This is a genomic window from Streptomyces sp. N50, assembly GCF_033335955.1.
Classification (GTDB): domain Bacteria; phylum Actinomycetota; class Actinomycetes; order Streptomycetales; family Streptomycetaceae; genus Streptomyces.
The window spans coordinates 5,485,753-5,504,163 of sequence record NZ_CP137549.1 but is presented as its reverse complement, the minus strand read 5'-3'; the positions used below and the strand labels follow the sequence as shown (position 1 = coordinate 5,504,163).

Below are 18,411 nucleotides of genomic sequence, written 5' to 3'. Positions count from 1 at the left end.
TCCCCAACGGCCCCTTGGCCCAATGACCCGATGGCCAGCCGCCCCCTGCCCTCAGAGCGCGTCCAAAGCCGACCGCTCCCGCACCGCCGACCCCACCGCCAGGTCCGTACTCGTCAGCACCGCGTTCCCACTCCGCAACGCGCCCTTCTCCGCGCTCAGCCGGTCCATCAGGTTCTTCACCTGGTCCGCCCACGCCCCGTGCGCCTTCTTCAGGGCCGCCGAGGTGACCCACCCGTCCCCGTCCTTCGCGGCGAACTCCCGTACGGCGGCGCCGTTTTCGTCGTCAGCCCACCGCCCCGCCGTACGCGTACCGGGCTCGATGTGGTCCTCGATCGCCCGCGCCGCCGCCCGTTTCTCCCCCGGCGACGAAGCCAGACCCGGCCCCCGCGCCGAGACCCCCGGCACACTCGGCACCCCCGAAACGTCCAGCACACCCGGCACACCACCCGAAACGCCCACCCGTCACCCTCCGCGTTCAACCACGGGCTACACCCGCCGGCTCTCCAACGGCCCCAGGTACAGCGCCGGCAGACCCCCCGTGTCGATCACGAGCCGCTGCAGCACCACCGTCGGGTCCACCATCCAGAACCTCAACCGGTGGACCCCGGCCTTCGTCACGGAGTGTTTCGTCGCCGTCGCGTTGACGTTGTCGGAGGTGTTACGGGCCCACACGTCGTTCAACAGCCCGTCATCTGCACCGATGTTGATGTCGACGGTCTCGATCGGCCCGTCGTCGAGGGAGACGCCGTAGCGCAGACCGCCCGTCGGCAACGCAGGGTTACGAGGAGACAGGTACGCCCACACCGTCACCTCACCCCCGGAAGGCACCGACACCAGACTCACCTCGTACTCCAGCCGCGGCGAGTCCACCCCACCCGGCGTCTGCCTGGGCAACGTCACCGGCCACGGCGTCATCCCCGCACCAGTCCAACCCGTACGACCCACACTCCCCGCACTACCCGTACGACCCACACTCCCCGCACTCCCCGCACTACCCGTACGACCCACACTCCCCGCACTCCCCGTACGACCCGCACTCCCCGCACGCCCAATCCCCTCGATCCGACGCCACCCACCGACCGCCCGGTCATAGTGCTCCCCGTCGATCGCCACGTACCCGCCCGCCTCCACGAACCCCCGCAACCCCCGCCCCGACGGCCGCTCGGCAACACACCCGACCGTCACCGATCCCCCCGCCCCGGTCACCGTCAACTCCCCCTCGGCCCGCCCGACCGGCACCTTCGCCCAGTCCACCCCCACCTCCACCCGGACCTGCCGATCAACCCGCCCCCGCGGCCGTTCCACCACCAACCACGGCACCGACACCTCGATCCGGTAATCGAAGGCCGTACGACCCCGGTTGAACACCTCGACGAACTGCTGCGGCCGCGTCTGATACGGACTGAACGCGGGAAGTACGGCCGCCACCCCCGCCGAACCCCCCGGCCACCACGCCCCCGCCTCCGACCCCGAAGCGCCGTCCACCGCCACACCCAACCCCGCCGCCCCCGGCACCCCGATCCGCCGCACCGCCGGAAACAGCACATCCGGCAACGCCACGTTGTCCCTCTCCGGCTGCTGCCACCCGGCATTGGGCCCGTACCGCTCCACATCCCCGTAGTCGATGTGCGGCTGGGTCTGGAAACCCCGCCATTTCCCGCCCGCGACAACGGAGTTGAAGCGCTCGGCCAACGCGAAGTCCGTCTCCAGCCCCGCCTCCGCCGCAGCCGCGAGGTCGTTCGTCGCGGCCCGGCCCTGCGCCGCGTAGAGCAGGTTCGTGAACTCGGCCGACCGCAGCCCGTACAGGTTGGCGGTGGCCTGCACCTCGTACCCGACGAGTTCGAACCACGCGTCCCGCACCCCGCCGCCCGGCAACCGCCGCCCGATCCGCTCGGCCCGTCGCCCCAGTTCCCGCCACTCCTCCGTGACCCGCTCCAACTCCCGGTGCCCGAAGGCGAAGGGAGTCCGCTGATCGTCGTAGACCACCCGGCCGTCGACGAGACTGATCCGCCGGTTCAGCAACTCCGGCTTGCGGCGCGCCTGCAACTGCCCATAAGCCGCCAGCACCGAGGCGATCTCATCGGCCTGCCCCGCGCCGAAGTTCTGCCGCGCGTACCGCAGTTCCCACTCACCCAGCCGCGAGAGATCCCAATCCTCCGGATTCCACGCGTAGTTGAGGAAGAACTCGGTCGGCAGCTCGTTCCCCTTCAGGTCGCCCACGTTCGCGACCCACAGCCCACGGTTCCCGTACGCGTACGCCGCGTGCAACTGCTCCCACACGTTCCGCAGGTTCGCCGTGTCCACCCACTTGTAGTTCCGCCCGGCGCCCACGTAGTCGAAGTGGTAGTACAGGCCATAACCCCCGGCCCGCCCGCCGTCTCCCGCCCCGCCCGAGCCCCCAACCTCGGCCCCGTCCCCGACTCCGACCCCTACATCCGGATGCTTACGGATGTTCCCCCAGTTGTCGTCCGTCAGTACGACCGTCACGTCCTCCGGCGCCCTCAACCCCCGGTCCCAGTACCGCTGCACCTCCTTGTACAACGTCCACACCTGCGGGGTCTCCGCCGCCGGCCGCCCCGTCACCTCCTCGATGATCTGCCGCTGCGCCGCGATGATCTCCCGCATCAGCTCTATGCCGTCGCCGTCGGGGAGGCTGGTGTCACCGTTCCCTCGCATGCCGAGCGTGACGACACCCTCGAAACCCTGGTCGACCATCCGCTGCACACCGGCCCGCCAATAGGCCCGTATCGCCGGGGAGTTGAGCCGGTACGACCACTCCCCCGTCCCGCCGTACGGATCATGCCCCGGCGTCACGATCGCGCCCGAGGAGTCCCGGACGGCGGCGACCGCGTGCCGGTTCCACTCCTCGATCCCCCGCATCATCGGCGCCTCGTGCGACGTGCCCATGACAATCCCGTACTCCGCGGCCCGCCGATGGTTCTCCGGGTCGTCCTCCGCGAAGGCCCGCCCCCACACCGCCGGCCAGAGGTAGTTCCCCTTCAGCCGCAGCAGCACCTCGAAGACCTTGCCGTAGAAGTCCGCGGTGAAGCCACCCGGATACCCCGCCGCCTTCCCCGGCCCGAAGTACGCCGGCGCCCACGTCCCGAGCGCCGGATTCTCGTCGTTGATGAAGAACCCCCGGTACTTCACCACCGGCGTCCCCTGCGAGTACCGCCCCGGCCGCACCCACACCTCACCCCGCCGCGTCGGCGGCACGTCGTCCCACCAGTGCCAGGGCGAGACCCCGATGCCGTACGAGACGTCGTACGCACCGAAGATCGTGCCGCGCGGGTCGCTCCCCGCGACGACGAACGCCCGCTCCACCCCCGGCATCGGCCGCTCGACCACCGTCTGCAGCGAGGTCTCCCAGCGGCCCCGCACCCCGGACACGTCCAGCTTCCCGGCGACCACCAGACCGTCGATCAGCGCGCTGCGGCCGATCGTGCCGACCAGCACCACCTCACGCGCGAGAACACCCCCCGGCCGTACACCGGTGACGCGTTCGATGTCGTCCCGTAGATCCCCTGCCACCCGTACGACTCCGGGGTGATCGTCAGGGTCCACCACGACCGGGGCGCCGACGAGGGGGAACGCACCCGCAGTACGCGAGAAGGAGATGTACGCACCCGCGTCCACGGACCCCGATGTCGGCAAGGTCACCCCCGACAACACCGGCACCGCGGCAACTCCCGCCCCCAGAACGGCTCTTCGGCTCACGCGCTCGCCCATGACTCATCCCTCCGAAGCGAATTTGCTCAGCGGCATGACAAATGGTGGGACGAGTGGAGGGAGGGAACAACGGGTCGTACGCGCCGAATATTTTCGTAACAGCGGCCCCCGCAACGACGAAGAGGCCCGTACGACCGAAGTCGTACGGGCCTCCCCGGAAACTACAACCGGGTCAGATCAGAACTACTTGTTGATCTTGGTGACCTGGCCGGCGCCCACCGTGCGGCCACCCTCACGGATGGCGAACTTCAGGCCCTCTTCCATGGCGACGGGCTGGATGAGCGAAACCGTCATCTCAGTGTTGTCGCCCGGCATGACCATCTCGGTGCCCTCGGGGAGGGTCACGACGCCGGTCACGTCCGTGGTGCGGAAGTAGAACTGGGGACGGTAGTTGTTGAAGAACGGCGTGTGACGGCCACCCTCGTCCTTGGACAGGATGTACGCCTGGGCCTCGAACTCCGTGTGCGGGGTGACCGAGCCGGGCTTGATGATGACCTGGCCGCGCTCGACGTCCTCGCGCTTGATGCCACGGAGGAGCAGGCCGACGTTCTCGCCCGCCTGGCCCTCGTCGAGCAGCTTGCGGAACATCTCGATGCCGGTGACCGTGGTGGTGGTCTTCTCCTGCTTGATGCCGATGATGTCAACGGTCTCGTTGACCTTCAGGACACCACGCTCGATACGGCCGGTGACGACCGTACCGCGACCGGTGATCGTGAAGACGTCCTCGACGGGCATGAGGAACGGCTTGTCGACGTCACGCTCGGGGGTCGGGATCGACTCGTCGACGGCGGCCATCAGGTCGAGGACCGTCTGGCCCCACTCCTTGTCGCCCTCGAGCGCCTTGAGCGCCGAGACCTTGACGACCGGCAGGTCGTCGCCCGGGAACTCGTACTCGGAGAGGAGCTCACGGACCTCGAGCTCGACGAGCTCCAGGATCTCCTCGTCGTCCACCATGTCGGCCTTGTTCAGGGCGACGACGATGTACGGAACGCCGACCTGGCGGGCCAGGAGCACGTGCTCCTTGGTCTGCGGCATCGGGCCGTCGGTGGCGGCGACAACGAGGATCGCGCCGTCCATCTGCGCGGCACCCGTGATCATGTTCTTGATGTAGTCCGCGTGACCGGGGCAGTCGACGTGGGCGTAGTGACGCGTCTCGGTCTGGTACTCGACGTGCGCGATCGAGATCGTGATACCGCGCTGGCGCTCCTCAGGAGCCTTGTCGATCTGGTCGAAGGCCGAGGCCTCGTTCAGGTCCGGGTACGCGTCGTGCAGCACCTTGGTAATGGCGGCCGTGAGGGTCGTCTTACCGTGGTCGATGTGACCGATGGTGCCGATGTTGACGTGCGGCTTAGTCCGCTCGAACTTCGCCTTCGCCACTGGGTCCTCCTGTGGAGTGGTTCTGGTACGCCTTACTCATCGGCGCCAGGTGATCTTTGCTGGGATGCCGCCCGCCGGGGTTCTGCTCCCGGTTTCCGGGGACGATCTCTCGTCCCGCTGCCGGTCTTCGGACCCCGGCGGTCGGTGTCAAGCCTAAAGCGTGCAAACGGTGTGTGTTACTCGCCCTTGGCCTTCGCGATGATCTCCTCGGCGACGTTCCGGGGAACCTCGGCGTAGGAGTCGAACTGCATCGAGTAGCTTGCGCGACCCGAGGTCTTGCTGCGGAGGTCGCCGACGTAGCCGAACATCTCCGAGAGGGGCACGAGGCCCTTCACGACGCGCGCACCGGCACGCTCCTCCATGGCCTGGATCTGGCCACGGCGGGAGTTGATGTCGCCGATGACCTCACCCATGTAGTCCTCGGGCGTGGTGACCTCTACGGCCATCATCGGTTCGAGGAGCACGGGGGACGCCTTGCGCGCGGCCTCCTTGAAGGCCTGCGATCCGGCGATCTTGAAGGCCAGCTCGGAGGAGTCGACCTCGTGGTAGGCACCGTCGAGAAGCGTGACGCGGACGCCCGTCATCTCGTACCCGGCGAGGATGCCGAACTGCATGGCCTCCTGCGCACCGGCGTCCACCGACGGGATGTACTCCCGCGGGATACGGCCACCGGTGACCTTGTTCACGAACTCGTACGCCGGGCCGTCGGACTCGGTGATGGGCTCGATCGCGATCTGCACCTTGGCGAACTGACCGGTACCACCGGTCTGCTTCTTGTGGGTGTAGTCCACGCGCTCGACGGCCTTACGGATCGTCTCACGGTACGCGACCTGCGGCTTACCGACGTTGGCCTCGACCCGGAACTCGCGCTTCATACGGTCGACCAGCACCTCGAGGTGCAGCTCGCCCATACCGCCGAGGATGGTCTGGCCGGTCTCCTCGTCCGAGTGAACGTGGAAGGAGGGGTCCTCCTCCGCGAGACGCTGGATGGCTACACCCAGCTTCTCCTGGTCACCCTTGGACTTGGGCTCGATGGCGACCTGGATGACCGGCGCCGGGAAGTCCATGGACTCCAGGATCACCGGGCTCTTGTCGTCACAGAGCGTCTCACCGGTCGTGGTCTGCTTCAGACCCATCACGGCGACGATGTCGCCGGCGCCCACCGCCTCGATCTCCTCACGCTTGTTCGCGTGCATGCGGTAGATCTTGCCGATGCGCTCCTTCTTGCCCTTGACGGAGTTCAGCACCGCGGTGCCGGTCTCCAGGCGGCCCGAGTAAACCCGGACGAAGGTGAGCTTGCCCAGGTGCGGGTCGCTCATGATCTTGAACGCGAGCGCGGACAGCGGCTCGTCCACGGACGGCTTGCGCTTGATCACGAGCTCCGGGTCCTTCACGTCGTGGCCTTCGATGGCCTCGACGTCAAGCGGAGTCGGGAGGTAGCGCACGACCGCGTCGAGCAGGGGCTGGACGCCCTTGTTCTTGAACGCGGTGCCACAGAACACCGGGGTGACGGTGACGCCGTCGGACTTGCCGGACGCGATGGTGACACGACGGATCGCGGCGTACAGCTGCTCCTCGGTGGGCTCGACGCCCTCCAGGAACAGCTCCATGATCTCGTCGTCGTTCTCGGCGACGGCCTCGACCAGCTTGCCGCGGTACTCCTCGGCGGCCTCGGCGTGCGTGGCCGGGATGTCGACGACGTCGTACATCTCGCCCTTCGCCGCCTCGGCGGACCACACGAGCGCCTTCATGCGGACCAGGTCCACAACGCCCTTGAAGTCCATCTCGGCACCGATCGGCAGCTGCATGATCAGCGGAACCGCACCGAGGCGGTCCTTGATCATGTCGACGCAGCGGTGGAACTCCGCGCCGGTCCGGTCGAGCTTGTTCACGAAGCAGATGCGCGGCACGCCGTAACGGTCGGCCTGACGCCACACCGTCTCGGACTGCGGCTCAACGCCGGCGACACCGTCGAACACCGTGACGGCACCGTCGAGGACGCGCAGCGAACGCTCCACCTCGACCGTGAAGTCGACGTGCCCCGGGGTGTCGATGATGTTGATGGTGTAGTCGTTGTCCTCGAGCGGCCAGTGACAGGTGGTGGCAGCAGAGGTGATCGTGATGCCACGCTCCTGCTCCTGCTCCATCCAGTCCATGGTGGCGGCGCCGTCGTGGACTTCACCGATCTTGTAGCTGACGCCGGTGTAGAAGAGGATCCGCTCAGTGGTGGTCGTCTTGCCCGCGTCGATGTGGGCCATGATCCCGATGTTGCGGACCTTGGCCAGGTCAAGTGAAGTGGTAGCCATAAGGCTTCGGTCTTCTCTCGGTCTCGATGGGGTCTGCGACTACCAGCGGTAGTGCGCGAAGGCCTTGTTGGACTCGGCCATCTTGTGGGTGTCCTCGCGCTTCTTGACGGCCGCACCGAGGCCGTTCGAAGCGTCGAGAAGCTCGTTGAGCAGACGCTCGGTCATGGTCTTCTCGCGACGGGCGCGGGAGTAACCGACCAGCCAGCGCAGCGCGAGCGTGTTGGCGCGACCGGGCTTGACCTCGATCGGAACCTGGTACGTCGCACCGCCGACGCGGCGGGACTTGACCTCGAGCGTGGGCTTGATGTTCTCCAGCGCGCGCTTCAGCGTGATGACCGGGTCGTTGCTGGTCTTCTCGCGCAGGCCCTCCATGGCGCCGTACACGATGCGCTCGGCGGTGGAGCGCTTGCCGTTCAGCAGCACCTTGTTGATCAGGGAGGTGACAAGAGGAGAACCGTAGACCGGGTCGATGATGACCGGGCGCTTCGGGGCGGGGCCCTTACGAGGCATTTTCTACTTCTCCTTCTTGGCGCCGTAGCGGCTGCGGGCCTGCTTGCGGTTCTTGACACCCTGGGTGTCAAGCGAACCGCGGATGATCTTGTAGCGAACACCGGGCAGGTCCTTCACACGACCGCCACGCACGAGCACGATGGAGTGCTCCTGCAGGTTGTGTCCCTCACCCGGAATGTAAGCGGTGACTTCGATCCCGCTGGTCAGACGCACACGCGCGACCTTACGCAGGGCCGAGTTCGGCTTCTTCGGGGTGGTCGTGAACACACGCGTGCAGACGCCACGACGCTGAGGGGAACCCTCGAGTGCGGGCGTCTTGTTCTTCTCGACCTTGTCCTGCCGGCCCTTCCGGACCAGCTGCTGGATCGTAGGCACTACTTCTCCGGTTTCTGTGTGCCGATGGTGAAGCTAACCTGGAACGTCGCCGACCCACGCGGTCGGGTGTGTCGAATCCCGCAGACTTTCGCCGGTGAGCAAAAGGGGCGCAGATTGCGGTGGCCAGTGTCGGCTCCCTTAGTGCGGTTCAAGGCACGCACGAGAGCCAGGGCACACCCCAGGCACAAGGTCTGAGCGTACCTACCTCATTCGCTGCGGTCAAAACAAATGGGTGGCACCCACGGCTCGACAGGGCTCATGCCGAAGCCGAGCCTCGTCCGCGATCTTCGAATCTACGGCTCGGAGCTCGCAGATCTACGGTACGGGAACCCTCAGGTGGAGCTCGCCGTGGCCGCGATCATCAGGAGCAGCATCAGTGCCCAGCCCGTGACCGCGAGCCAGCCGAAGATCAGGCCGGTGAGGGCGAGGCCGTCGCCGCCCTGGTCGGTTCGCTGTATTTCCGCGCGGGCGGTGTGGCCGAGGATCACCGCGGGGATGCCGGTGAGGCCCAGGGTCGGCACGATGAGCAGGCCGCAGACCAGCGAGCCGACCGCCTTGCCGTTGGTCGGCGGCACCGGGGGCGGCAGGAACGTCGGCGGCACCGGGCGGAATCCCGGCGGCGGTGCCTGGACGGCGGGCAGCATCTGCGGGCCTTGGGGCAGATCGGCGACCAGGAGCATCAACTCGCCCACCGTGCGGGCGCCGTAGGCCCGGGCGACCCGCTTCTCCAGCTCGTCCTCGCGCAGGCGCCCCTCGGCGAAACCGGCCCGGAGCACGTCCACCGTCCGCTCCCGGTCCGCCGTCGCGGCCAGCATCGACGCCCCGCTCGGCCCCTGCGGCGGCTGGTGCGGTCCTGGCCACTGCCCCTGCCACGGTGTCGGGTACGACACGGAACACCTCCCCCGGCGCCGGAGACCGAATGCCTCCATGATGCTCCAACGCACCGAAAACGGCACCGGTTCCCTCCGGGGGTATAAAAGGGGCTGCCCCCGGTGCCCCTCGTACAGGGGGACCGGGGGCGGCGGTACAGAGAGGAACGGGGCGGCGGTACAGAAAGGAACGGGGGTGGCCGACCTTCGGCGGGTGCGCCGGCGCCGCCGAGGGCGCGCTCTGCTTCTACGGCGAACTCGCCCTCCAGCCGGAACAGCTGCGCACGCCCCGCCCAGCCGACCCCCGCCAGACGCCCACCCGGATGGCGACCGCAGCAACCCCCAACTCCCCCACAGGCAAACGACAGCAGCCATCCCTCACCGGACACGCCGGAGGCCACCCGCCGCACGCTCCGCCGCGAACACGTCCTCCAGCCGGAACAGCTGCGCCCGCCCCGCCCTGCCGACCGGCGCCAGATACCCGAGCTGGACCCACTTGCGGATGGTGGCGGGCGCGACCCCGGCCTCCTGCGCGGCGAGCGGCCCGGGAATCAGCGTGGGCAGCCCGCCCCTGCCGAACGTCGTCATCGCTCCCACTCCCCCTCGTCCCAGGTGTGCCGGTAGGCCGGATCGTCGTGGCAGCCGCAGTCCGGCACCGAGCAACGGCACGCCGGGTTCACACAGAGCACCGCCCCCCGGTCCGGGAACGCCCGCAACGACACCGAGTCGCACCAGGGACAGCGCCCCGACACCCGTACGACCGTCTCGGTGTCCCCCAGCGCACGCGCACAGCGCCGAGCCATCCGCCGCGTCTCGTCCCGTACGTGCGCGGCGAGTACGGCATCGGCGGCCACCTCGTCGAGCAGCCCGGCGATCCGCCGCAACCGCTCGGGCACGGCCGCCCGCCGCGCCCGCGGCAGCCCGAGCCGCTCCCGCACGGCCTCCTCCAGTTCTACGACGCCGTCGGTGATGTCCCGGATCGTGTCGGAGATGTGCAGCCGCAGCGGGGCCGCGCTGTGGCCGGGGGCGACGAGTCCGTGCCGCTGTTCCAGGAGAAGGGCCTCGGCGCGTTCCTCGCGGAGCCGGTCGGCGAGGTCGGGCGGGGGCGGCGGGGCGGGTGCGCGGTGGGCCGGCGAGGTGCGGCCGGGGGCGAGTTCGACGGCGAGTTCGGGGAACTGCTGGAGCAGCGTGCCGATCCAGAGGGCGGCATGCGTGGTCGGGTCCGCCGGGGCGGACGCCGGACGCGGGTCAGGCAAGGGAGCCTCCCCGCGGAGCGCGCTTGGCCGGCAGCGCCGACACGACCGGGAGGAGATGCGCGGGGATCTCGACCGGGCGCCCCGAGCGGTAGAGACGGCCGCCGCACACGCCGTCGAACCAGTTGTCGGCCGGCGCGACGATCCGCTCGCAGTCCCGCCGCACCGGGCAACGGGCGCAGGCCCGCAGAACAGGGGCGGCCTCCTTGACCTTCTTCGAGAAGACGGCCTTGGGCGGGAGCCCGGCGCAGGCGGCGGCGCTCTGCCAGCCGACGGCTCCGTCGCAGCCGTAGCGGCGCGGTGGTGGGCAGGTGTCGCTGGATGTCGCGGACATCGTGGGCATGGGGCCTCCCTGGAGGACGGGTGTGGCACAGGCAGGTGGCAAGTGCCGTCCGGTCGTCCAGGTTTACAGATTGCGCGCGCGCTCGCAACGGAAACTTTGGTCACTCACCTCACATCCGCGACGACAACCCGTCACGAAACCGGCCCTCACGCCCCCATCTCCACGGAACCTCCCCCCAATTGAGGCGATTTTCCTTAGTGCTTGCACGCGAGCACGTAATTCCGTGCGCGCAAGCAAGCTAAACTCGCTGCCATCCAAAGGAAGCGAGCACACAGATGACCAGCCAGGATCTGGACGCGTTCGCCGCGTGGGTCGAGGACCTGATGCGCGACCGCGGCTACGACATCGACAGCCCGCGCGGCGGCGGCAAGTCCCGGATCGCGGACGAGGCGGGGGTCCACCGGGCCGCCGTCACCCGCCTGCTGCAGCGCCAGAGCATGCCGGACTTGGAGACCACACGCAGGCTCGCCCGCGTGCTGGGGGTGCCGGTCCGCGACATGCTCATCCGCTCCGGCCGGCTCACCGCGGAGGAACTCGCCGACCCGCACGACTACTTGGCCTCCCCCGCACCCGGCGCCGAGTTCACCCGTCGCCCCACGCTGGAGGAGGTCGCCGATCTGCTGGGGGTGCCGGCCGACCGGAGGGAGATGTTCGTGCGCGTGGTCGAGCAGTTCCTGCCGAACGACGCGCCGGCCGCGGAAACCGTGGAACACGTGCGGCATGAGGACGCACGGCTGCTGATGACCGACTGACCGGCCACCCTCCGGTCACCGGTTCGCCGGTTCGCGGTATGAGGGAACTGGTCCCTCCCTCGCCGCTCCCAGACTTCTCCCCCACTCCCCCCACCCCCTCTCCCCCACCCCCTCAGCCTCCCCCGCCCCACCCGGTTCTCGGTTTTTAGTTGCGTGCGCGCACGCTCGTCTGTCACAGTTGGTGCAGCGGCGGAGCTGCGCCCGCAGGCCGGCCGCTCAGTGCCTCGTCGCGGTGTGCAGGTGTACCGCCGCGTCCCGCACGCCCTCCCGAAGCTGCCCCGAGGTGACCCGGCATGACCACACCCACTCCACCGAGCGCCTTCCCGGACGTCGAGGCGATGATCGTCGACATCCTGGAGGACGACTCCCGGCTCTCCGGCGCGATCGTCGCCGTACAGGCACCGACCGGCTTCGACGGCACGGCCGCCGCCGTGTTCGTCAACCGGCGCGGCGGCGCCTGGGTCGGTGAACGCCACGTCGACCAGCCGCTGATCGAGCTGGAGGTGTACGGCCCGACCAAGCAGGCCGCGCACGTCCTGGCCAACGACGCCCGTCAGGCCGTACTGGCGATGGCGAACAACAAGTACGGCACGAACCTCGTCACCGAGGTCGAGGAGCAGGACGGCCCGCGCTGGCTGCCCGACTACCTCTACTCCGCGGCCAACCGCTACGTCACGGTGATGAAGGTGTACGTGGACGTCTACTGAGCCACCTCCACCGATCCCCTCCCCGGACGCTCCGCGCCGCCCCACAGACCGAAGGCCCCGCCACCCCCCGGCGGGGCCTTCTTCGTACCCGGACCTCCCGGGTACGACGGCACCCCATCCCAACTCACCTGGAAAACAAGGAGATTCACCATGGCAGGAACCAACTCCTCCGAGATCCGCATCGCCGGCGTAGGCCGCCTCTACGTCGCCCCGGCCGACACCGACGTCCCGTCGACCTTCTCCACCGACCCCGCCACCGACTGGGCGACCTGGAAGAACCTCGGGTTCACCTCCGGTGACGGTGTCACCTTCAGCAAGAAGGACAAGCTGGAGCCGGTCGACGTGTGGCAGGCGGTCAGCCCGGTGCACTTCGTGTACTCGGACCGCGACCTGACCCTCAAGTTCTCGCTGATGCAGTTCAACGAGGACACGCTGCCGTTCTTCATGGGCGGCGGCGGGGTCAGCGCGGTGACCGGTTCGACGGGCGTCTACCAGTACGACATCGCCGACCGGCCGTTCGCCGATGTGCGCGCTCTCGGGCTGGAGTTCACCGACGTCCGGGCGAGCGACGGCTCGACGGTGACGTACCGCTTCGGCATCCCGCGCGGCCAGGTCACCGCGTCGGACGACATCAAGCTGGCCCGCAAGTCGGCGGCGCAGCTCGGCATCACGTTCAGCGCGATGTCCGCGGCCGACGGTTCGCCGCTGGCCAGCTTCGTGATGAAGGACGCCGCGTACGCCGCGTCCTGACCCACCGGGGTGGGACGGGACATGTCCGCCCGTCCCACCCCGGGCCCCAACTCCCCTTACCACCGAGGCCTGTTAGGCCTGCTAAGGAGCACTCATCCCCATGACCCGTTTCGACGTCAACGCGGCCCGCGCCCAGCGGCTCGAAGCCCTCGGCCGTACCTGGTCGTTCGAACTCGACACCGAGAGCTACACCCTGCCCACCGAGCTGACCCGCGCCACCGCCAAGGCGCTGCGCAAGCTCGACGACAACGACGTGGACGGGCTGCTCCGACTCCTCCTGGGCGAGAAGCAGTTCACCCGCTTCGAGCAGCACGAGGTCACGATGCAGGACATCGCCGCCATCCTGGAGGCCTACGGCAAGGAGACCGGGCTCGGCCTGGGGGAAGGCTGAGCCTCGTCGGGTTCGTCGACGAACACGCCGAGGCCCTCGAAGCGGACCTGCTCCGCTATTACGGCATCGATCTGCTCGACTGGCACCGTGACCGGCTCTCCGCGCGCCGACTCACCGTGCTCGTACGGCAGTTGCCGCACGACAGCGCCCTCAACCGGGAGCTGCACGGCGAGGCCGCCGACTGGTCGGTGACCGACCATCTGCTGGCCGCCGCCGTGGACCATCTCGCCGCCGCCAACTGGATGTTCGCCTCCGTCAACTCGGAGGAGGGCGACCAGCCGGACCCCCCGGCACCGGTACCGCGTCCGTCGTACGGCGAGGAGACGGACAAGGAGACACCAGCACAGGGGAGCGAGCCCGAGGCCGAGGAGCCGGCTCCCTCTACGGTCCAACTGGCCCGGTTCTTCGGCTGATTGTCAGTCCACCGTGCCGTTCTCCTCGTCCCGGCGCCCGTTGGAGGCCCGGCCCTCCAACTCGTCGGCGAGGGCACGGGCCTTGGCGGAGAGCCGGGGGCGTTCCTCACTCCGGGTGCCGGGCTGGGCCGGCGAGGGTTCGGGCGGTTCCGTCCTACGTCCCTTGTCGCGCCCGGTTCCGGCGGTCAGCGGGGGCACGCTGGGCCGCCCGTTGCGCCGTACGACCGAACGCCGTTCGGCGGGCGCGGCACGCTTCTCGCGCACGTCACGGGCGGTGAGGAGGATGTCGGGGTCGGAGTCGGTATCGGGGTCCACCTGGCCCCGGGGGCCGTCGGCCACGGCCCGCTCCTGTTCCCCGCGCTCCTCTACTCGCGTCAACTCGGGCGGAGCGCTCAGCAGTTGGACATACGGAAGCTGGATGACGTCACCGCCGACATGATCGCGATCCCGCACCCGGCGCGGCCGGCGCCCGGTGCGCGCGTCCTCCTGGCCCTGGAGGTAGGCAGCGGTGATCCGTTGCTCGTAAGCCCGCCGCACAGCGGGGAGTTGCTCCTCGACCACATCGGCCCAACCCGCGCTGTAGGCGGCGAGTTCACGCCGGTCGAGTTCGGCGCGGGGCAGGATCACCAGGTCGTCGGGGGCGTGGCCGAGCCGTAGGACGAGTTCGGACAGCCGGGCGATGAGATGCGGTAGGTCGGGGGCCTGTTCGAGCCAGTCGATCACATGCGTCTGCCGCGCGTCGCTCGCGTTCCCATCCACCCCGTAGGCCTTGCTCTCGTCCCTGCCCCACCGCGCCCCCCAGCACGAGGACGGCCGCCCCGTCGCCGCCCACCGTCGTAGCCAGGCCCCAAATGCCTCACCGGGCCTGGTAATTCACCTTTCATTCACCGACGGGAGAACGGCCGGATCCTACTTCACCAACCTGGCACAACTGCCACCGCACCCCGCATCACCGCAGGTCCGGACCGCACAGCGGGCAACTGTCTTCGGCAAACACGAAACACCACCACAGGATTACTCGTACACTAGTTCGAACCGACGCTTCGAGCGCACCAGGAGCGCCACCTGTACCACCAGCCGAGCGGACAGACAGGAAAGCAGGACGACGACATGGCGACTGGCACGAGTCACTCCCCGCAGCAGCCGATCGACACCTACACCCGCCTCGCCCACCTCCTGCACTCCCCCGCCCCCGACCGCACGACCCTGCTCGACCGGCTGTACGAGGAGTTGCTCACGCGCGAGTCGCGGGCGTACGCGGCGGGCTGGACGGACGCGCTGACGGAGGCGGGGCGGGGGCGCGGCGGCCGGCCGTAAGCACCGATCACCACTCACACGGTGAACGTGCACCAGACCTGCTTCTCGTCGAACCCGGTGCGATGCCATCCCCACCGCCGCGCCAACGCCTCGACGAGCCGCAGCCCCCGCCCGCCCTCGTCCAACAGGTCGGCGCACGCGGGCAGTTCGGGCGCCAGCGTAGGAGCATGGTCGGTCACCATCACCCGCAGAAACGGCGGAGCGAACTGCCGCCCGACCCCGAGCGTCAGCTCCAGCCCCGCGAGCCCACCGCCGTGCCGTACGGCATTGGTGCACAGCTCCCCCACGGCGAGCTCGACGGAGTCGGCCAACTCGCCCAGTTTCCAGTGGTCTTGAAGCCAGACGCGGGTGCGGTGCCGGGCCTCGGCGACGGGGCGGAGGGGGTCGAGGGCGGAGGTGTCCCAACCGACGCGGGTGGGGGTGGTGTTGAAGGGCGGGAGATCCATCGTTCACCTCGCGGGGATGTCGATGAGCAGCTTGCATCACAAGCTACTAGCAGAACTAAAACGCGTGCTACCCGATTCACTAAAACGAGTACTATCCTCGAACGAGGTGGACGCCCGGCTCGCGGGTCGGCAAACTGTGCGCGCGAGCGAGGAGTTGATCCATGGCACCCCGACAGACCCCCACCATTCGCCAACGGCGCTTCGGGGCCGAGCTGCGCAGACTGCGTGAGGGCGTCGGCATGTCCGCCCCGGTCGCGGGCGAACGGCTCGGCTCCGACCGGACGATGATCTCCAACATCGAGGCCGGCCGTTTCGGCATCAGCGAGGAGCGCCTCCGCCGTCTCGCGAGCATCTACGAGTGCGACGACACCGAACTGATCGACGCCCTCGCCTCGATGACCGGCGGACGGTCGAAGGGCTGGTGGGACGAGTACCGGGGCAAGATCCCGCCGGACTTCGTGGACCTGGCGGAACTCGAACATCACGCCACCGGGCTGCGCACGCTGCAGACCGCCCACATCCCCGGCCACTTCCAGACCGAGGAGCACGCACGGGCCCTGTTCGACCTCTTCGTCCCGGCACTGCCGCGCCTGGAGGTCGAGTTGAGGATCGCCCAGCGCCTGGCGCGTCACACCGTGATCGCGGACGCCCCGGGTATTCCGTACGTCGGCCTGGTCCACGAAACGGCGCTGCGCATGCACACCGGAGGCCGCCGGGTCGCCAAGGCCCAACTCGGCCGGCTGCTGGAGGAGAGCGAACGCCCCAACGTCCGGCTGCTCGTGATCCCGTTCACCGCCGAAGGCTTCCCCATGGCCGGCGACACGATGATCTACGTCTCCGCCGCCAGCCACCACCTGGACACGGTCGAGGTGGACTCCCCCATCGGCGCGGTGTTCTTCGACTCACCGACCCAACTGGCCAACTTCCGACGACGGCTGGACTTGGTCGAACAGGTCGCGTTGAATCCGAACAAGTCGAGAGACCTCATCCTCTCGATCGCCGCCGATCTGTAAGAGGTGCCCTCGTGTCCGAGCCGAAGTGGCGCAAGTCCTCATACTCCGAGGCATCCGCCAACGCCTGCGTCGAGATGGCCGAGGCCGGACAGCACATCACGATCCGCGACTCCAAGCACCCGGAACTCCCGTGGGCAACGGTGGGGCGAGGGGCCTGGACGGAGTTCACCGGTGCCCTGCGGGCAGGTCGGCTGCGCGGGTCACCGCAGTAGCAGCCGTGAAGTGACTCAAGCGCACGGACACGGCACCACAATCCGTCCCAACGGCTGCCGTACCGATCACCGGAGTCTTCAAGACCAGCGGCCCACCCCAGCCGCCAAGTCGCACAACTGACCACCGGCACAGAGCCCGGCATCCTCGCCATCACCCACCACGGGCCAGGCCACTTCGCCGTGGACACCCTGGATGAGGCACTACAACACCCCGGCACCCAACTGGCGCACACCGACGGCCCCTTCACCTGCCGTTCCCTGATCAACGCCGGCGGTGTCAGAAGAATGAACGAGACAGGGCCACCATCACGATCCCGGCGACGAACAACGCCAACCCGCCGTACCCCATAAGGAACACCGCCAGGCGTTCGCCGCGATAGTCGATGTCCTTCCGGCCGCCGGTTTTCGCGCGCGACGGCTGTTCCGGGTCATAGATGACGGGCACTACGTCACCCGGCGAGCCGACCGGCTCCAGCATCACTTCTTCGAACTCGCCCGCAGACTCACCCTCGGGCAAGGAGACCTGTAGGTGGAGGCGCATCTGTCCGCCCACGGGTTCCCAGCGAGCGACGGTCGCCTCTCCCTCCACGCCGGCCCGCTCCAACCTCCGCAGGCGTCGATAGACCCAGAAACTGTTCAGCTGAATGAGCAGACCACACGTGCCCAGGAATATGAAGAAAATTCCCAAAAGGTCAACCGGACCGCCTGGTCTCATGATAATCCCCCTACGCAAAGAACCGGTGAGCACAGCTGCAGAAAATTAAACAGCCGCCAATCGGATAAGTCAACCGTCCGGCATCATTCGAAACGAGGCAGAAATGGCTGGCGACTCAAACACTGAAGTCCTGAAGAAAATCGCCGAACTGAAGAATGACATCAGTACGGTAAACACCACACTGAGCACACATGTAAAAAATGGCGACAATCTCAACAAAAAAGACAAGGAGGATATCCTCAACGCCATCAAGGGCGGCCCGGACGACGAGCAGAAGTCGGGCTGGCAGGCCTTCTTCGAGTCCATCGGCCTCACGGACATGATCGACGCCTTCAAGCAGTTGAGCGGCTGGAGCGTGACCGTGCTCGCCATCGCGGCCGGCATCGCCTTCCTCAAGGACAGATTCCTCAACTACGGCGCCATCGCCAACGCGCTCTGGGAGAAGATCACAGGCAAGATCTGGTCCGTCGGCGAAAGGGGCCTTCCCACCCAGCAGACTCGCGCCCAGACCGAGTCCAACAATGCCGTCACCATCAACGCGCACGGCATCACTCCTGAGCTCCTCAACGACCTCAAGACCGCACTCACCGGGCTGCCCGCAAAAGTCCACGCCTTCAACACGAAGATGGCGGAAATGAAGTCCGCAGGGACAATCAACAAGGTCACAAAGGCCATCGGGAAACTGGCCGAGAAGCTTGACCCGGACCCCACGCAGACCCTCAAGGACGTCGGCAGGGAGATCGGGAATCTCCACACGAAGCTCGAAGGCTTCGACCACGAGAAGCTCCCCAAGGCCGCGACACTGCGGGGGATTTCCGACGCCGCCAAGGAACTCAACCGGAACGCCGAAAACGTCAAGCAGATGTTCCGGGACCTGGGCGTCACATTCACCGACACCGCCAACCGCATCGCCTGATGACCCCGCTCTCTCCG

The 18,411-nt window shown here is 68.1% G+C and carries 22 protein-coding genes; 9 read left to right on the top strand and 13 right to left on the bottom strand.

What is annotated here, in order from left to right:
* Positions 1–51 precede the first annotated feature (51 nt).
* The 10 genes from R2B38_RS24765 to R2B38_RS24720 form a co-directional block, all read right to left on the bottom strand.
* Complete coding sequence (locus R2B38_RS24765) at positions 52–432, bottom strand: hypothetical protein (protein ID WP_318018214.1); 381 nt, start codon at positions 430–432, stop codon at positions 52–54.
* Positions 433–486: 54 nt separating this feature from the next.
* The gene (locus R2B38_RS24760) at positions 487–3,729 is read right to left on the bottom strand and encodes a glycosyl hydrolase 115 family protein (RefSeq protein ID WP_318018213.1); all 3,243 of its coding nucleotides are present in this window, start codon (positions 3,727–3,729) and stop codon (positions 487–489) included.
* Positions 3,730–3,912: 183 nt separating this feature from the next.
* Positions 3,913–5,106 (bottom strand): elongation factor Tu, encoded by a 1,194-nt coding sequence (gene tuf / locus R2B38_RS24755; RefSeq protein WP_019072299.1) that lies wholly within the window; start codon positions 5,104–5,106, stop codon positions 3,913–3,915.
* Positions 5,107–5,282: 176 nt separating this feature from the next.
* The gene (fusA, locus tag R2B38_RS24750; protein ID WP_318018212.1) at positions 5,283–7,412 is read right to left on the bottom strand and encodes an elongation factor G; all 2,130 of its coding nucleotides are present in this window, start codon (positions 7,410–7,412) and stop codon (positions 5,283–5,285) included.
* A 39-nt stretch (positions 7,413–7,451) separates the two neighbouring features.
* Positions 7,452–7,922 carry a 30S ribosomal protein S7 gene (rpsG, locus tag R2B38_RS24745; protein WP_005481264.1) on the bottom strand — a complete coding sequence of 157 codons (471 nt, stop codon included), beginning with the start codon at positions 7,920–7,922 and terminating at the stop codon, positions 7,452–7,454.
* A gap of 3 nt (positions 7,923–7,925) precedes the next feature.
* The gene (gene rpsL, locus R2B38_RS24740; RefSeq protein WP_003948652.1) at positions 7,926–8,297 is read right to left on the bottom strand and encodes a 30S ribosomal protein S12; all 372 of its coding nucleotides are present in this window, start codon (positions 8,295–8,297) and stop codon (positions 7,926–7,928) included.
* 332 nt (positions 8,298–8,629) lie between these two features.
* On the bottom strand, positions 8,630–9,187 hold the full coding sequence (locus R2B38_RS24735; RefSeq protein WP_318018211.1) for a DUF1707 and DUF4190 domain-containing protein: 558 nt from the start codon (positions 9,185–9,187) through the stop codon (positions 8,630–8,632).
* Positions 9,188–9,544: 357 nt separating this feature from the next.
* Positions 9,545–9,754 (bottom strand): hypothetical protein, encoded by a 210-nt coding sequence (locus R2B38_RS24730; protein ID WP_318018210.1) that lies wholly within the window; start codon positions 9,752–9,754, stop codon positions 9,545–9,547.
* Positions 9,751–10,422, bottom strand: coding sequence for a hypothetical protein (locus R2B38_RS24725; RefSeq protein ID WP_318018209.1), 672 nt, complete (start codon positions 10,420–10,422; stop codon positions 9,751–9,753). Before R2B38_RS24725 ends, R2B38_RS24730 begins: the two co-directional genes overlap by 4 nt.
* Positions 10,415–10,762, bottom strand: a complete 348-nt coding sequence (locus R2B38_RS24720; RefSeq protein ID WP_318018208.1) for a WhiB family transcriptional regulator — start codon at positions 10,760–10,762, stop codon at positions 10,415–10,417. Before R2B38_RS24720 ends, R2B38_RS24725 begins: the two co-directional genes overlap by 8 nt.
* Before the next feature lie 275 nt (positions 10,763–11,037).
* On the opposite strand from R2B38_RS24720, the gene R2B38_RS24715 reads away from it, so the two are divergent.
* From R2B38_RS24715 to R2B38_RS24695, 5 genes are all read left to right on the top strand, one after another.
* Positions 11,038–11,514: a helix-turn-helix transcriptional regulator gene (locus tag R2B38_RS24715; protein WP_318018207.1), complete on the top strand. Its 477-nt coding sequence runs from the start codon at positions 11,038–11,040 to the stop codon at positions 11,512–11,514.
* A 293-nt stretch (positions 11,515–11,807) separates the two neighbouring features.
* Positions 11,808–12,221: a hypothetical protein gene (locus R2B38_RS24710; protein WP_043682841.1), complete on the top strand. Its 414-nt coding sequence runs from the start codon at positions 11,808–11,810 to the stop codon at positions 12,219–12,221.
* 150 nt (positions 12,222–12,371) lie between these two features.
* Positions 12,372–12,971 carry a hypothetical protein gene (locus R2B38_RS24705; protein ID WP_033280002.1) on the top strand — a complete coding sequence of 200 codons (600 nt, stop codon included), beginning with the start codon at positions 12,372–12,374 and terminating at the stop codon, positions 12,969–12,971.
* A 100-nt stretch (positions 12,972–13,071) separates the two neighbouring features.
* Positions 13,072–13,362 carry a hypothetical protein gene (locus R2B38_RS24700; RefSeq protein WP_266769381.1) on the top strand — a complete coding sequence of 97 codons (291 nt, stop codon included), beginning with the start codon at positions 13,072–13,074 and terminating at the stop codon, positions 13,360–13,362.
* A gap of 65 nt (positions 13,363–13,427) precedes the next feature.
* Entirely contained in the window at positions 13,428–13,775 is a 348-nt protein-coding gene (locus R2B38_RS24695) for a hypothetical protein (RefSeq protein ID WP_318021778.1), read from the top strand.
* Between the two features lie 3 nt (positions 13,776–13,778).
* Here R2B38_RS24695 and R2B38_RS24690 read toward each other — a convergent pair whose 3' ends face one another.
* The gene (locus R2B38_RS24690) at positions 13,779–14,534 is read right to left on the bottom strand and encodes a hypothetical protein (protein WP_318018206.1); all 756 of its coding nucleotides are present in this window, start codon (positions 14,532–14,534) and stop codon (positions 13,779–13,781) included.
* Between the two features lie 351 nt (positions 14,535–14,885).
* Here R2B38_RS24690 and R2B38_RS24685 point away from each other — a divergent pair, with 351 nt between their 5' ends.
* On the top strand, positions 14,886–15,092 hold the full coding sequence (locus R2B38_RS24685) for a hypothetical protein (RefSeq protein WP_200691632.1): 207 nt from the start codon (positions 14,886–14,888) through the stop codon (positions 15,090–15,092).
* 14 nt (positions 15,093–15,106) lie between these two features.
* Here the strand turns inward: R2B38_RS24685 and R2B38_RS24680 are convergent, their stop codons facing one another.
* On the bottom strand, positions 15,107–15,538 hold the full coding sequence (locus R2B38_RS24680; RefSeq protein ID WP_318018205.1) for an ATP-binding protein: 432 nt from the start codon (positions 15,536–15,538) through the stop codon (positions 15,107–15,109).
* Between the two features lie 161 nt (positions 15,539–15,699).
* Between R2B38_RS24680 and R2B38_RS24675 the strand changes: the two genes are divergently transcribed.
* Both R2B38_RS24675 and R2B38_RS24670 read left to right on the top strand, forming a co-directional pair.
* Entirely contained in the window at positions 15,700–16,551 is an 852-nt protein-coding gene (locus tag R2B38_RS24675) for a helix-turn-helix transcriptional regulator (protein WP_318018204.1), read from the top strand.
* 11 nt (positions 16,552–16,562) lie between these two features.
* Entirely contained in the window at positions 16,563–16,763 is a 201-nt protein-coding gene (locus R2B38_RS24670) for a DUF397 domain-containing protein (RefSeq protein WP_318018203.1), read from the top strand.
* Positions 16,764–17,040: 277 nt separating this feature from the next.
* Here R2B38_RS24670 and R2B38_RS24665 read toward each other — a convergent pair whose 3' ends face one another.
* Positions 17,041–17,478 carry a DUF3592 domain-containing protein gene (locus R2B38_RS24665; protein ID WP_318018202.1) on the bottom strand — a complete coding sequence of 146 codons (438 nt, stop codon included), beginning with the start codon at positions 17,476–17,478 and terminating at the stop codon, positions 17,041–17,043.
* Positions 17,479–17,581: 103 nt separating this feature from the next.
* Between R2B38_RS24665 and R2B38_RS24660 the strand changes: the two genes are divergently transcribed.
* Positions 17,582–18,394: a hypothetical protein gene (locus R2B38_RS24660; RefSeq protein WP_318018201.1), complete on the top strand. Its 813-nt coding sequence runs from the start codon at positions 17,582–17,584 to the stop codon at positions 18,392–18,394.
* Positions 18,395–18,411 lie beyond the last annotated feature (17 nt).